Here is a 15,075-nt window from a genome sequence, read left to right as displayed (position 1 = left end):
CTTAATGAGTAACTTTGTAGCTGTTGGTGCCGCGAGCGAGTTTGGCGATCCCGATCGCAGGCTGGTAGAAGTCGATGATCAGCTGGTGGTGGTGATCCACGCGGCGGGACATTTTTACGCGCTCGACGATGTGTGCACACACGATGGCGGGCCGCTGAGTGATGGCGAAATCGACACGTCGGATTGCTCGATCGCGTGCCCGCGACATGGCGCCAAGTTTAACTTAGCGACCGGCGCCGCAATGACGATGCCTGCAACGAAACCTACCAAAGCCTACGAAGTGAAGGTGGAAGACGGACAAGTGATGGTCCGCCTCCACGATTAGAAAGAGATTATCCCGATGCCCATTGCAGAAGACACCATTCGCGAAGCCCTGAAGGAAGTGATCGATCCCGAGTTGTTCGTCAACGTGGTCGACCTTGGCTTGATTTACGAGATTACCCAGGAAGAGCAAGAGGGTGGCGAGAACAAGGTCGGCATCGACATGACGCTAACCAGCCCCGCGTGCCCCGCCGGCCCGCAGCTTATCGCGCAGTCGAAGGATGCGGTGGGAAAGCTCGAAGGCGTTGGCGAGGTCGACGTGCGGCTGGTGATGACGCCGCCTTGGACTCCCGACCGCATGACCGAAGATGCCCGCGACCAGTTGGGCATTTTCTAAGGTCGGGCGACGCACTTGAATATCTTCGTCTACGAATGGGTGTGCGGCGGCGGATTTCTCGGTCGCGGCGAGTCGCCACCCGTGTCGCTAGTGACCGAAGGATCGGCAATGCTGTCGGGCATCTGCGCCGACTTCGCAAAGTACGATGGCGTACAAGTCCAGACGATTGCAGAACGCGACTCAACGATCTCGCTCGACGATCGAGTTCAATCGTGCATCGTTCGAGATCGTGACGAACTGCGTGCAGCTTTCGCCGAATTGGTCGACGCTACCGATTGGACGCTGCTCATCGCCCCCGAGTTCGAGGGCATTTTGCTGGGGCTTGCCGATCACGTGGTGGAGCAGGGGGGGAAGTTGCTATCTCCGTCACCCGAGTTCATCGCTATTGCCAGTGACAAACAGTCCACTGCCGAGAGACTGCACGCCGCGCGGGTGAATGTGCCGCGTGGCACCGTGTTGATGCCGGGCGAGCGTTGCCCCGGCGGATTTCGCTACCCGGCAGTGCTCAAACCGCTGGATGGGTGCGGATCGCTGGGGGTCACGAAAGTCGAGGCGACCGATCGCGTGCCTGGTGGTACGGGAGCTTACCGGCTGGAGGAGTTCGCCGTCGGTGTCCCTGCGAGCGTGCTTTCGATCTGTGGCGAAGGGCAAGTCGTTTCTCTGGAGCCCTGTTTGCAGCGGCTCGTGGGCGAGGGCGACTTTTCGTATTTGGGCGGAGCACTTCCGCTCCCTGATGCGCTCCGCGAGCGGGCAATTCGACTTGCGACTGCCGCACTCCAAGCAATGCCGGCCGCGGTAGGCTTCGTGGGTGTCGACATGGTGTTGGGCGAGGCAGATGACGGGTCGCAAGACGTGGTAATCGAAATTAATCCACGCTGTACTACTTCCTATGTTGGACTTCGCGCCGCGTACGACGTGAACCTTGCCGAACTGCTTCTCGCCGTGTCGAATGGCGAGCAGGTGGAACAACCCACCGTTGTTCGGCGAGTGGAGTGGGACGCGACGGGGCAAGTTCGTACGGTGGGGTAGGGGGCGACGATGGCCAACTGGCTCGGCATTGATGTTGGAGGGGCGAACCTTAAGCTGGCGGACTCGCACGGGTTTGCAGCTTCGTTTCCTTTCGAGCTTTGGAACCGCCGCGACGAACTGGCGGAGACGCTTCGGACTTTGCTCAGCGGTGCGCCGAAGTGGGATGCCGTGGCCGCTACGATGACGGGCGAGCTCGCCGATTGCTACGAGACCAAGCACGAGGGTGTGCGGCATATCACGGAGTCGCTTCGCGAAGCCCTGGGCCAGTCGCCTCTCGCCGTCTACTGCGTAGATGGCGAGTTTCGCGCGGCCGATCAGGTTCTCACCGAGCCGAGCCTCGCGGCGGCGAGCAACTGGCACGCCCTCGCACGATTGGCGTCGCGTCACTTGCCGGCGCGGACAGGAATCGTCCTGGATATCGGTTCGACGACGACAGACATAATTCCTGTCGTCGATGGCAAGGTGCTTACCACATCGAAGACCGACACCGACCGACTCCTCGCAGGCGAGCTTGTCTACACGGGCGTGCGGCGTACGCCTGTTTGTGCCCTGGCACGAGTACTCCCCTACCGGGGCGAGCTGTGTCCCGTGGCGGCTGAGTTCTTCGCCACGACCGTCGATGTTTATCGCGTGCTTGGCGATATCGTCGAACTTGAAGGGACTACCGCCGATGGTCGATCTTTGAGCGAAGGGCACGCGATTGATCGCCTCGCACGACAAGTGTGTGCCGATCGCATGTCGTTTACGCACGCCGATGCGATGGCGGCGTGCGAGTACCTCGAATCGCAGCAAGTGGAGCTCATTCGCGCGGCAATTGCGAAAGTGCAGTCGCGGTCCAGCGTACCTCTTGAGCACGTCGTCGTCTCCGGCAGCGGCGAATGGCTCGCGGCACGGGTCGCTAAGCTAGTGTTCGGTGAACATGAAGTGATGTCGCTCTCCCAGCAAATCAGTGCGGCGGCAAGCGATGCCGCGGCGGCGGTCGCGGTGGCGACGTTGGCGTCGGAGTTGCCGTAATGGCGAGCCCGGAAATCGTCGTCGTCAAAGTTGGCGGGAGCTTGCTCGAACGGCCGGACCTTCTGCGGGCTCTCGGTGCTTGGCTGAGCGGTCTGGACTCACAATCCCACCAAGTCTTGGTGGTTGGGGGCGGGCCGGCGGTGGATGGGCTGCGGCGTCTCAATGATATTCTGCAACTCGAAGACCACGACACCCATTGGCAAGCAATCCGTTTAATGCAGCTTGCCGGGCGCGCGGTTGGGTCGAGGGCTCCCTGGCCTTCTATCGAAGACTGGGGCCAGCTTGTCCGCCGGTGCGGAAGTCCTGGGACGACCCAATTTCTCGCCGAATCGTTCCTGCGGGAGCTCGAGCCGAGGCTTGCCGGTACCCGCCTGCCGGTGGGGTGGCAAGTGACGAGCGACTCGATCGCGGCACGAATTGCCGTGTGTTTGGGGGCCAAGCGGCTTGTGCTGTTAAAGTCCAGGCCGGCGACTCTGCCAGAACAGCACGACTGGGACCTGGCCGCCCGCCAAGGGTTGGTGGACGAATTCTTCCCGCCTCTCGCCACCGCGATTCCTCAGGTAGAGTGCCAGGTGCTTCCGACTGTAATTAGCCGAAAAGCTAGCAGTTGATTGACATTTACTGGGCGAGTTGGGTACGATTGAAGATCTCTCGGAACACACCCTCCCACCCACCGGAACTGGCGACGAGGCATTAGGATCACCCGGGGCGTCGAGCATCGCCCGGGGCTTCCTGCGCTCGGCCTGTCGCCATGCTGAGAACGCGATTTGGAGGTCGCCCAGTGACCCACCGCTCGACCGTTGCCTGGCAACAAGATTGTCGTCGAAACCCTGTAGTTCGCTGCGGGGCGTTCGCCGTCGCGTGTTTGGCCCTTATTTCGGGCTGTCTGCTGGCCTCAACCGCGAAGGGATTCACGAAAGAGAGTCCCGAAGTGCGAGCAATGGTCGATAAGGCCAAGAAGTTCCTTGAGACGGACGCTAACGAGCAGCGACTGGGTGGGCGTTGCCTCATCGGCCTGATTTTCATCAAAGAAGGCGAGAAGGACCACAAGCGGGTTCAGGAAGCGGCCGCCGCGTGCGTCGAGGCAGCCAAGGCAGGTAACGCCGACGATGTCTATTCGAATGGCCTCGCCATTATCTTCTTGAGCGACCACGACCCCAAAAAGTACGCGAAGGAACTCCAGTTCTTCATCGCGGCGATGCAGAAGCGGCAAAAGCCCCACGGTGGCTGGGGCTACGACGGACGCGAGACGGGCGATACCTCGCAATCCCAGTACGGCTGCTTGGGGTTCTGGGAGGCCTATCAAAAAGGTGCAGCGATCAACCCTGGTTCGATCGACGGTGTGGCCCGGTGGCTAATTAATACGCAAGATCCCAGTGGCGCTTGGGGCTATCAAGGCGAGGTCGGCGCACCGGGTAAGCTGGTGCCTCAGACCGAGATCACTTGCTCGATGGTTTCGGCCGCGATGGGAAGCCTTTTGATCTGTGCCGACCTGGTGGGCATTCTTCAGCCGGGCGCGGCCACCGAAGAAGCCGACTCGCTCCCGTCCCTGGTAAAGCTCAAGAGCGATCGCGACGAAGGTCGCCCGCGTTTGAGTGGATCGGGAATCAACCGCCAGCAACTGCTGGACGCAGTACGCAAGGGCGATGCATGGATGGCGAAGAATTACGAAGTCGAAATCGAACGCTACACCTCTTATTATTTGTACGCCCTTGAGCGTTACAAATCGCTCCAAGCGATTCTCGAAGGCTCCGACGACCCCGAGCCCGAGTGGTACAACAACGGTGTCACCTACCTGATGAAGACCCAGGCCGAAGATGGCACGTGGGAAACCGGTTGTGGTAAAGAGTGCGACACGGCGTTCTCGGTACTGTTCCTGATCCGCTCGATGGAGACGGCACTTGGCTCGATGGGCGAAGGGGCGGCTCTCGCTGGCCGCGGTTTGCCCTCCGACTTATCGAAGCTACGCGTTCAAGGCGGGCAGCTTGTGGCCTCGGCTGCAAAGACAGAGTTGGATGGACTGCTGGGCGACCTCGACGACGCGAAGCTGGCGGAGATGGACGCCGTAATCAATGGCTCGAGCGTTCTCGATTTAGGCGAAATAAGTGAGAAAGACATCCGCCGTCTGAAGCAGCTCGTTCGAAGTGGAGAGCCTCCCGCGCGGATTATTGCGGTGAAGGCGCTCGCGCAGACGGGTGACTTCGACCATGTCCCCACCCTGCTTTACGCTTTAGCTGATCCCGATCCGAGACTGGCGATCGAAGCTCGTGACGGCTTGCGATTCGTGAGTCGCCGATTCGATGGATTCGGGCCGCCGGACCGATTCACTCGCCAAGAGCAATTAGAGGCGGTTGATCGCTGGGTCCGTTGGTACCAAGGGGTCCGTCCCGATGTTCCGGTGGTCCTTCAGTAAAATCGTCGCGAACATCCCGAGACAGGTCTTTTAAGTACTGCAAGCTGTACGTCGCCTAAATATACTGGGGCCGTCCCCCTTCCAAAGTTCGAGATCGCCGCTGCTTCATGAGTACTGCTACCGCCCCGCAACGAAAAAGCGCGAAGCACTATCGCCTTACCACGAACACGTTCGACCGCGTGTCGAGTCTGGTCGTGGCGCTGCTGGTGCTCATCGGCACGACGGTCGCGGTGATGGTATTCATCTTTCTCGTCCGGCGGTTTAGTCCCGAGATCGAACAAGTGACGGTGATCCCCAGACCCCTCAAACGGGGCGATCCGCCGAAAGGTTACGCCGACGACATCGAGCCACCGGGACTCGAAACCGCGCCGCAAGACTTGCCACCAAGCTTGCAGGACACGCTGAAAGAGTTGACCAACGCGATTAGCAGCAAGACCGCGCAGCTGTCGACCGAGACCTTCCAGGGCGATCCGACAACGGGTCATGGCAGCGGTCAGGGCAACAAAAACTACGATGGCGATGGCACCGGCGAAGGTGGTGACGATCCACCCAAAGAACTGCGCTACGAAGCGCAGTCCGATCTCGACTACGCGCAGATGATCGACTACTTGGGCGGCGAGCTGGCGGTGCTCGATCCGCGATCGAACAAGGTGTACTACGCTAAGAACCTTGCCCAATCTAAGCCGACGACTCGTGAGGCGGCCCCTGGCGACAAGCGATTTTACTTTCGCGCTGCCGGCCCGCCGCTGGCACCCATTGAACTTCGGCTTGCGCGAAAGGCCGGCATCATGAAGCCCGGTGGCTACATTGTCGTCTTCTATCCCGACGAGGTGGCGAACGACATCTACACCAAAGAGCAAGCGCTGATGCGCAAGAACGGTTACAAGGAGTTGGCCGATATCGACCGCACGGTGTTCCGGGTTACCAAGGAAGGTCGCACCTACGTATTCAGTGTTGAAGATCAGAAATACTTTTAGTCATTTTTCCTTTCGTGAGTTTCGATGGCAGCCCTGTTTAATCTCGTTGGTAATGCTACTTACGTGGCCCTCGCGATTCTCGCGCTTTGGGGAGCCTACTGCGCGATCATCATCTGGCGGCGCGTCGGCCAGATAAGATTTGATGACGAAGAAGAGCAAGATGAATTCCTTACCGAACTTAGCGCACCGCTCAATCAAGGCAATTTCCCCGCGGCGATGGCGGTCTGCGAAGACGATCGACGCGCGCTGCCCCAGTTGGCTTTGTTCGCGATTGAGAATCGCGACCAGGGCATTGCAAAACTGCAGCGGCAATTGTGGGAACGATTCCAGCAGGACGTGCTGGCCGACATCGAGCACAATTTGAGCTGGGTCGCCACCGTCGTGAAGACCGCGCCGATGGTCGGGCTGTTCGGAACGGTGCTCGGTATGATGGGGGCCTTCCAGGGCATTTCGGCCGGTGGTTCGGACGTCGACCCCGCCGCCATGGCCGGTAATATCATGCTCGCGCTTATTACCACAGCGTGCGGTTTGGCTATTGCCGTTCCTCTGCTCGTCGCGACCAACAGTTTGGTGGTCCGCATCCGTAAGATGGAAGACCTGATGGGTCTCGGTATTGGACGGCTAATTGACTTGTTGCGTTTGGCTTTGGCTCGCTCCAAGTAGGCGCATCTCGAATCGAAGAATTGCATGTCTATCAACGATAAACTCGACTCGGTAGTGCTCAAGCGGGCCGAAGGTTCGGCCATCCATGAGGTCGAGGACGACGACGAGTTCACCCCGCCAAAGCGTCGTAAGAACGACGCTGAAGAGCTGGACATGGACATCACGCCGATGATCGACATCACGTTCCTGCTGTTGATTTTCTTCATCGTGTCGTCGCATCCCGACGAGACGACTTCGATTGCCCTGCCGAAAGCGCGGCATGGCGACGCGGTAAGCCAGCGAACCGCCATCGTGTTCTCGGTGGGCGAAGGTGGTTTAGATACCGCACCGGCCTACAAGGGTGACGGAAAGATCCCGCAAAATCAGTTGTCGCCCGATCCAGCTACGCGAGAAGAAGAGATCGCCCAGTACATCCAGGAGGGTAAGCAGCAAGGGAAGAAGGACGTGGTGATCAAAGGAGACCGAGGCGTATCGTGCCGCGATATAAATGGAGTGCTTAAGGCGATCTCCAAGGTCGAGGGCACTGAATTGTACCTCGGCGTAATGGAGTCGCACTCCGATTAATTGATAAAAAGAGATCGTGGGTGAGTAGGTCTGGGGCAGGACCTACTCACTCACGACTCGAAATTCGCGAAGCCCGCCTCACTAACAAGTTCCATCTACTGAAGTTTGCATGTCCACGGAATTGATCGAAGACGTCGACAACTACAAGCCGCCGGCGCCACAGAAGCGCACGGACGACGAGATGGATTTGACGCCGATGGTGGACGTGACGTTTCTCTTGCTCATTTTCTTCATGGTCACCGCGGCGTTCGCGCTGCAGAAGTCGTTGAAGATCCCGCCGATTCGCGAAGACGAAGAGGTGTCGGCCGTGCAGGTGGACGACATCGAGAAGGACTCGATCGTTGTTCGTATTGATGCTGACAACGTGTTTTGGATCGGTGCCCCGCTGTGGACGGAGGAGCAGAAGGCACAGTCGTCGCTCGACATGCGAGCTAAGGTCCGACAGGCGAAGGAAGGAGAGGATGGAACTCCTGGCCCGGCGAAAATGATGATTCAGGCCCACGAAGACGCGGTGTACGAGAAGTTGGTGGACGCCATCGATGCTGGCTCGGCTGCACAGGTCAATGAAGTGAGTGTGGCAGTCCTGGACGACGAAGATTTTTAAGGCGTTGCGATAAAAGTGCGTTTACTCACCCTAGCTAGTTCCAGACTCAAGAGACTCGATGTCCGCCGACCAATTTATTGACGCACTCGAAGCGAAAGGGGTGCTCCCCAGTTCGACGGCTGACAAGCTTCGCAAGAAGGTAGCCGCCAGCGGCGCAAAGCCATTGACGGCAAAGTCGCTCGCGCGTTTCTTAATCGAAAAAGGGGTGGCGTCCAAGCAGGACATCATGAGCGCACTCGCCGCGGGTGGCGAGATCAAGCCTGTTCCCCCCGCGCCGGCCGCCGATCCGTCGGGAATTAACTTGCCGATGGACGAGTTGCAGGACATGAGTAGCTCGTCGGAATGGGCGATGGAAGAGTCGAGTGGTGGTTTCGCCGACCCGACAGCGGAAGCCCCCGCCGAATCGAAATCGTCCAAGAAAAAGAAGAAGAAAAAGAAGGGGAAGAACGACAACGAGTGGGACTCGCCCCTGCTGCTGATTGGTGGCGGATCGTTGGTGCTGATGGTCATCGTCGGCACGCTCATTTGGTACATCATGTTCGCCGAGAACGCGGATAACGTCCTGTCGGCGGCGCGCGACGCGATGCAAGCTGGCTCCTACAGCAACGCCATCGCCAATTACGAGAAGTTCGACGCCGACTATCCCAATCATGCCGAGCACAGCCAAGCCCGCGTGGAGCTGGCGATGGCTCGCATCCGCAATCTGTTAGAGACGGGTGGCCCTGAAGTCGCCTTCGATACTGCCGAGAAGGAACTTAATGACATCGATTTGGAGCGAGACTTCAACCGAGCGGAAGAAGACCTGAGCGATCTATTGCCAAGAATTGCCCGCGGACTCGCCGACCAGGCTGAAAAGAGTGAAAGTATCGAAGATACGCAAAAGGTATTTGACAAAGCCAAAACTGCGCTCGGGTGGACCAACAATACCAAGTACATTCCGAAGTCGCGCCGCGATACGACAGAACTCGAGGGCATCCGCGAAACGCTGGACCGCATCGAACGCCGTCAGCAATCGCTGACGGATCTCGAAGTGACCTTGGCCGCGATGGAGAAGTCGGTCGCCGATGGGCAGACGTCCGTCGCGTTTACCGCGCAAGAGGAATTACTGGAGAAACATCCCTCTTTGATCGGCAATGAGCGGCTCGCCGAGGCGCTGGCGAAAATCTCTGCCGCGGAGCAGCAGAACATTCGCTTCGTCGAAGAGTCCGTGAACGCCCAGGCGGGGGCCGAGTCAGGTAGCGTGGTGGCGGCACTAGCGGTAGCGAACCGCAGAGTGCCAGGCACATCGCCTGCCACTGGCCCGATTTGCGTCCAAGTGAGTGGCGCGGCCTACGGAATCGATGCAGGGTCGGGAAGCGTTCTGTGGCGAAAATACACGGGCCCGTCTCTATCGCCGACTAATCCGGTAAGCATCGGCAGCGATGTCTTGTTGCTTCAGTGGCGAGCAGGTGCGGAAAACAAGCCGCAGCAAACTTTAATGCGGGTGGAACTTGCTACGGGGAACCCGCTCTGGCGACTCGTGCTCGACGACGAAGTCGCCGCCCCTGTGGTTGCAGGCGAAGTCGTGTTGCTTGCTGGTGCATCGGGCAAGTTGTATGTCGTGGACGGAAACACGGGCAACCAGAAAGGCTTCGTTCAGTTCGCACAGCCGCTTCGTGTTTCACCGGCGGTGAACCTGCAAACGAAGGTTGCCTACGTCGTGGGCGAACGGTCGAGTATCTACACCGTTTCATTAGCCGACTACACATGCCTTGGCGTCTTCTACTCGAATCACGATCGTGGTGCGATAGTCGCTCCGCCGGCGGTAGTCCTGGACAAGGTGCTTGTTGCCCAGAATGAAGGGTCCGACACATCGAAGATCCGTCTCTACTCGACGGAGTCCAATGGCGCGCTGTCGCGCGTCTTGAAGGAGGAACGTGTAACAGGGCGGGTGGTCACGCAGCCGATGGTCGAGGGGCGACGCGTAACGTTTGTCACGGATCGGGGCGAAGTTGCTGTTTACGACGTGAGCGTGGGTGCCGAGGGTGAGCCCATGACGCTGCTCGCCAGCCGCGCCGCACGAAGTTCGCAGCCCGCAGTACGCTACGCGTTGGTTCAAGAAGGAAACATTTGGCTGGCGGAGAACGCGCTGTCGAAGTACACAGTCGCTCCTGCAGGGAATCGACTCACCGTCAGTGCGCTGGAGGACGACTTCAATCGTTCGCAGTACGTTGCACCGCTTCAGGTGCGAGATGGCGTGTTGTTTCACACGCGTGCCCGTCGCCGCTATGCGGGCTTTACGGTAGCCGCCTCGAACGTGAGTAACGGGGCGCCCATGTGGGAAACGGACATCGGTGCCCCGCCAGCCGACGATCCACTGGCGAGTACGGAACCCGTGGCCCTACTTCTGGCTGATGCCAATGGGCAGGTGTTCCGCTTCGACCCCAACGCGATTCGCACACGGGTGCAGAACGAAGCGCTTCCGCAACCAACCGAAGAGACGGTTCCGACCATTTATCAGTACGGCGAGCTGTTGTCGGGTGGTGCCGCGGTGTTTGCCTCGCCTGGCGTGGCACACGTGCTGCTTTACTCTCCTAGTGGAGCACAACCATTGGCTAAGGTGGCGCTTCCGTCGCCGCTCGCGTGCCGTCCTACGGCAGTTGGTGAAGGATGGATCGCCCCTTTGTCCGTTGGCCAAGTATTTGCCCTCGACGCCAAATCGGGTAAGCCCCTAGCTGCCCCGTTCCAACCGCCACTCGATGCGGGGCGATCGGTCGAATGGAAGCCAGCCTCCGCGATCGACGAGAGTCAGGTGCTGATCACCGATGGCGTGACAAAGGTCTATCTACTCGATCTGGAGCCTGGTGGATCGCTTACCCCTATGGCCGAGGCGAACTTGAGCGCTGCACCGTTGGCGAGCGGATTTGTCGCCATCGACGGCGCCGCAGTCGCGCTAGCGGAGACTGGCCAGCTGGTGGTCCTTCAGCTGCCCAGCCTTGAGCCAGGCGAGCCAGTAAGCCCCGGCGCAAGTGTCCTTTGGGGGCCATTCCGCGCAGGTGGTGTGGTGCTCGCGGCAACAGCGGAGAATCTGCTCGCAATCGATGGGGCTGGGAAAGTTGCGTGGCAAGTACCTCTGAACGTGGCGAAACTTGCCGGTCCGCCGCTCGTCGTGGGCGAACAGGTTTACGTTGCGTCGCAAGATGGCACTGTGCTGAAGCTGAGCCTCGCCGATGGTAGCGAGCAGGGACGCATTGATGCTGGCGAGCCCATCGCGGCGGGACCAGTGCTGCTCAACAATCGCTTGGTAGTCGCGGCGGAAGATAGCACACTGCTGGTACTCGAAACACCTTAGTGGCATGAGTTGCCAAGGTAGCCGCTGGAAAACACTCTGAACTCGGATTGCAAGTTGGTTTCATCGCTGTTTCACCGCCGATTAATCGTTGCCGCCCTGCTTATGGCCACGGCGATGGTGTGCCTACCCCAGACGGTGTCCGGGCAAGCCGGTGATAATGGCCCGCTCTACATGCAGCCGCCATTCGATCGGGTGGTGCTGAAATCGGGCGAGTCGGTGTCGGTTATGCCGATGCGATTTCCCGACGGCTCGCGCAATGCTCCATCGGTGATGCCAGCAGGTGGCGATCTAGCCGTACGGTTACTCGACGCCAAAGTCGCGACTGCCGAGTACTCGATCCCTTGGACGGGTATCGCTCGAATCGACTTGTTCGAGGACATGATCTTGCAGGAAGCCGTTCGGCTATCGGAGGCCGGCGAGTTTGACGCGGCTTATCCTTACTACGCTCATCTGCTCAACAAAGCCCCGCAGACGCGCAGGCTCGATGAAGCCGTGGCTCGTTATCTGCAAGCCAACGCGTTGGCCGCGTTTAAAGCTGGTGAGTACGACCGGTCGCTCGCGATCCTCGGCAGCTTGTACGAACGTTCGCCAAAAGCCAATGGACTTGCCAGTGCTGTAGACACCGTCGCAGGAAAAATCATCGAGCAGTACCTGCAGGCGAAGAACTACAGAGCTGCTCGCATGACCCTGGACGTGGTTGCTCAGACCTTCAAAGGTCTGCAAGTCTCGGTGGTTGGTGCGTGGCGGCAGAAATTCGAGCGTGCCGCTGCCGCGCAAATGGCCGAAGCGCAGCGACTTGCCAATCAGGGCCAGTATCTAGCTGCGCGGACGGCACTTGCCCAGGCCGTCGGCGTGTGGCCCGAACTTGCCGGCGTGAAGGAGTTGCAGTCCCGCATTCAGCGCGAGCATCCCGTCGTGACGTTGGGTGTGCTCGAACGCTCGCCCGCTGAGCCGGAGCATCGTCTCGACAGTCCAGCCTCGGCGCGGGCCGCCGCCTTGGTCAGCCCGACGATCGTCGAACTGCGAGGCTACACCGCCGAAGGGGGCGAGTACCTGTCATCGCTGGGGCAGCTTGAGTTGAACCCTTCGGGTATGGAGCTATTGTTCCAACTAGCCGACCCTCAGTCGACGTCTCCGATGGACGTAAGCCTTGCTTCCTCGGCTCTGGCTCGGCAACTTTTGGACGCCGCGAACCTGTCGAGCGGCGCGGCCAGTCCGCAGCTTGCCGACCTCTTGAAACAGGTAACCGTAGAATACCCCGGCGACGTGCGACTTCAGTTTCCCCACCCGCACGTCCGCCCCGAATCGCTTCTCACACTGCCCATGTCGAGCGCACTTGCCGCCGCAAGCGACCGCGGGAGATTCGAAATGGCCGAGCGGCAGGACGATTTAATTCGCTTTGAATCGCAAGGGGACCGCCGCGGTGCGATTGCCGAAGTGCATGAACGAGTCTTCGAAGACGACGATAAGCTACTGAGTGCGTTAACGCAGGGCGCAGTGGACGTGGTCGATCGCATCCCCCCTTGGCAGGTGGAAACGTTGAAGGCGGCCGACGGTGTGGTGGTCGATAGTTATCGATTGCCGACGACGCACGCATTGGTTCCCACGGGCCGCTCGCCGCTTACGGAGCAACGGGAGTTTCGCCGAGCGCTTTGCTACGGCGTGGACCGCGAACGATTTGTTAATAAGGTCTTGTTGGCGGGACGGGCAACGCCAGGCTTCCAAACAGTAAGCGGTCCATTTCCCGCCGGTATCGAACGGAGTGATCCCATTCGCTACGGCTACAACGGACAGATCGATCCCCGGCCTTATGATCCGTACATGGCGATCGTTTTGTCGAACGCCGCTTGGAATAATGTTCAAAAGGCCGCCGGCGTCAAAGAGCCTGGAGACGCGCCAATGCCGACGCTGAAACTGGGACACTCGAGAGACGCCGTAGCACGAACTGCCTGTACGGAGATTGCGAAGGACCTCAACGCTATAGGGATTCCCATTGAGGTCATAGAGCTGTCGACGGAAGAAATGCAGAAGGCGGACGAACTGGTGGATCTCAAGTACGTTGAACTTAGCGCTTGGGAGCCGGTGGCCGATGCGCGACGATTGCTGGGGTCCGAAGGAGTGCTTGGCGGAGCGAGCGATGTCATGCGTCTCGCCCTGGACCGGCTGGATGCCGCCCGCAACTGGAACGATGTCCGTACTCGACTTTACGAGATTCACGATATCGCCAGTACCGACCTCCCCGTGATTCCGTTGTGGCAAACAGTGAATTACTTCGCGTACCGCCAGGAGCTCAGCGGCATCTCGCCGCAGCCGGTGCAACTGTTCCAGGATCTCGCCGATTGGCAACTCGAGTACAAGGCAGAGCGACTGTGAACTATCGTGATTGCAAGTTCGAACTTCCCGTCGTGGCAAGTCACGTGTGGTTTTTCCTCGCGTTAGCCTTCACTTGCGCCCTAGGAGATTCGCAGGCCGCGACGGTGGATCGCTACTGGGAGGTTTCGCCCTACCGTGTTCAGGTTCTGCTCGACGATCAATTGTCAGCGTCCTGGCAAGCACGGCTCGCAGACACGCTCCCCGTGCACTTGCGTTCGCGAGCGCGAAGCTCGTTCGGGCCGATGTGGCGGCTGACAATTGACGCACTCCCTCCGGGATCGCAGCGTCCCACCAAATCCGAAATCGTGGCCCTGTCGGACGAGGCCTTGTCGACAGCTCGCCGAGAGTTCGACAAGTTAATCGTGCTCCAGCTCAAGGAGTCGAAGATTGGCTTCGAAGTGCTCGCCCAAGAGTACGATTCCCTACTGGAGAAATGGGGACCCATTTGGCGGGCTACCACTCGCGAAGGTGCAGAGCTGCCCGAGTTGGCATTCAGCCAAGTGTGCGAGGCATTCACCCCAATGGCCACATTTCGAGTGAACCGCGAAGACCCTACAAAGGTCGAGCTTCAGTTCCGCGGTTCGAAGCTTCCTCGTGTGGAGGGGCAGTCGGAGTTGGTGTCGCCTGGGCAAGTGATGCGTCCTTATCTTCGTCGCACGGACCGCGATGGCCTCCCCGTTGAAGATGGTATTCAGCCCGTTGCGTGGACTTACCTGACGCTCGATGAGGGCGAATCGCCTACGGCAACGATAGTAAGCCACACCAAGGCCCCGCTCGGCACTCGACAGCGAGGCCGCATCGACCAACTTGCGACAATCGTCCGTCCTTCAGGTGCGACCACTCAACTTCGGCTGCATTCGCGGGCCAGCGACGACGAGCCCTTGGCTGGCTTCCGTGTCTATCGCCGTGATTCGGACAGCGAAGAGAATGAATTTATCGGCAAGTCGGACGACGACGGAGCAATCAGTATCCCATCCGGAAAGACTCCAATCCAGATTGCCATGATCCAAAGCGGCGGTCAGTGGATTGCAAAGATCCCCGTTGTTCCGGGCGTGGATGGCGTAGTGAATGCTCCCTTAGCCGACGACCGCAAGCGGCTGGAAGCCGAGGGGAAACTCGCCGGTATCCATGAGGAATTGATCGACCTAGTGGCGCGGCGGAACATCCTGGCCTCGCGAATTCGCGTGAAGATCAAGGCACGCGATCTTGAAGGCGCGAACGCACTGATCCGCGAGCTAGAGGGCATGCCATCCGCCACCGAGTTCGAGCAGCAGCGGATTCGTCAGCAGGAGCGCCTCGTCACCAGCAGCGATCCGAAGATCCAAGCGAGGATCGAGCAGATGTTCAATCAGACGCGGGACGTGCTAGCCGAGTTTCTTGCTCCTGGTTTGGTGCAGGAACTCAAGCGCGAGGCGGCGGGTGGGGCTTCGGCATCGACCGGGCCGTAAG

General features: G+C 59.6%; 13 protein-coding genes. All 13 read left to right on the top strand.

Annotation, left to right across the window (positions count from 1 at the left end):
- The first annotated feature begins 4 nt into the window (after window positions 1-4).
- The 13 genes from SH292x_RS12900 to SH292x_RS12840 all read left to right on the top strand — a co-directional run bounded on the left by SH292x_RS12900 (window position 5) and on the right by SH292x_RS12840 (window position 15,074).
- Window positions 5-325 (top strand): Rieske (2Fe-2S) protein, encoded by a 321-nt coding sequence (locus SH292x_RS12900; protein ID WP_442481415.1) that lies wholly within the window; start codon window positions 5-7, stop codon window positions 323-325.
- Window positions 326-340: 15 nt separating this feature from the next.
- Window positions 341-658 (top strand): metal-sulfur cluster assembly factor, encoded by a 318-nt coding sequence (locus SH292x_RS12895; protein WP_442481414.1) that lies wholly within the window; start codon window positions 341-343, stop codon window positions 656-658.
- Window positions 659-673: 15 nt separating this feature from the next.
- Window positions 674-1,687, top strand: coding sequence for an ATP-grasp domain-containing protein (locus SH292x_RS12890; RefSeq protein ID WP_442481413.1), 1,014 nt, complete (start codon window positions 674-676; stop codon window positions 1,685-1,687).
- Window positions 1,688-1,696: 9 nt separating this feature from the next.
- Complete coding sequence (locus SH292x_RS12885) at window positions 1,697-2,701, top strand: hydantoinase/oxoprolinase family protein (protein ID WP_442481412.1); 1,005 nt, start codon at window positions 1,697-1,699, stop codon at window positions 2,699-2,701.
- Window positions 2,701-3,312 (top strand): amino acid kinase family protein, encoded by a 612-nt coding sequence (locus SH292x_RS12880; RefSeq protein WP_442481411.1) that lies wholly within the window; start codon window positions 2,701-2,703, stop codon window positions 3,310-3,312. Before SH292x_RS12885 ends, SH292x_RS12880 begins: the two co-directional genes overlap by 1 nt.
- Window positions 3,313-3,482: 170 nt before the next feature.
- Window positions 3,483-5,114: a hypothetical protein gene (locus tag SH292x_RS12875; protein ID WP_442481410.1), complete on the top strand. Its 1,632-nt coding sequence runs from the start codon at window positions 3,483-3,485 to the stop codon at window positions 5,112-5,114.
- 107 nt (window positions 5,115-5,221) lie between these two features.
- Window positions 5,222-6,091, top strand: a complete 870-nt coding sequence (locus SH292x_RS12870) for a hypothetical protein (protein ID WP_442481409.1) — start codon at window positions 5,222-5,224, stop codon at window positions 6,089-6,091.
- 24 nt (window positions 6,092-6,115) lie between these two features.
- Complete coding sequence (locus SH292x_RS12865; RefSeq protein WP_442481408.1) at window positions 6,116-6,754, top strand: MotA/TolQ/ExbB proton channel family protein; 639 nt, start codon at window positions 6,116-6,118, stop codon at window positions 6,752-6,754.
- Window positions 6,755-6,778: 24 nt separating this feature from the next.
- Window positions 6,779-7,318 (top strand): ExbD/TolR family protein, encoded by a 540-nt coding sequence (locus SH292x_RS12860; RefSeq protein ID WP_442481407.1) that lies wholly within the window; start codon window positions 6,779-6,781, stop codon window positions 7,316-7,318.
- 109 nt (window positions 7,319-7,427) lie between these two features.
- Window positions 7,428-7,922 carry an ExbD/TolR family protein gene (locus SH292x_RS12855; RefSeq protein WP_442481406.1) on the top strand — a complete coding sequence of 165 codons (495 nt, stop codon included), beginning with the start codon at window positions 7,428-7,430 and terminating at the stop codon, window positions 7,920-7,922.
- A gap of 58 nt (window positions 7,923-7,980) precedes the next feature.
- Window positions 7,981-11,253, top strand: coding sequence for an outer membrane protein assembly factor BamB family protein (locus SH292x_RS12850; RefSeq protein ID WP_442481405.1), 3,273 nt, complete (start codon window positions 7,981-7,983; stop codon window positions 11,251-11,253).
- A gap of 114 nt (window positions 11,254-11,367) precedes the next feature.
- Window positions 11,368-13,626 (top strand): ABC transporter substrate-binding protein, encoded by a 2,259-nt coding sequence (locus SH292x_RS12845; RefSeq protein ID WP_442481404.1) that lies wholly within the window; start codon window positions 11,368-11,370, stop codon window positions 13,624-13,626.
- On the top strand, window positions 13,623-15,074 hold the full coding sequence (locus SH292x_RS12840; RefSeq protein ID WP_442481403.1) for a hypothetical protein: 1,452 nt from the start codon (window positions 13,623-13,625) through the stop codon (window positions 15,072-15,074). Before SH292x_RS12845 ends, SH292x_RS12840 begins: the two co-directional genes overlap by 4 nt.
- Window position 15,075 lies beyond the last annotated feature (1 nt).

The sequence above is a fragment of the Aeoliella fuhlenseeensis genome, from assembly GCF_052161615.1.
GTDB lineage: Bacteria > Planctomycetota > Planctomycetia > Pirellulales > Lacipirellulaceae > Aeoliella.
Note: the sequence above shows the minus strand (reverse complement) of the source record. Positions and strands in the feature narration are given on the sequence as shown.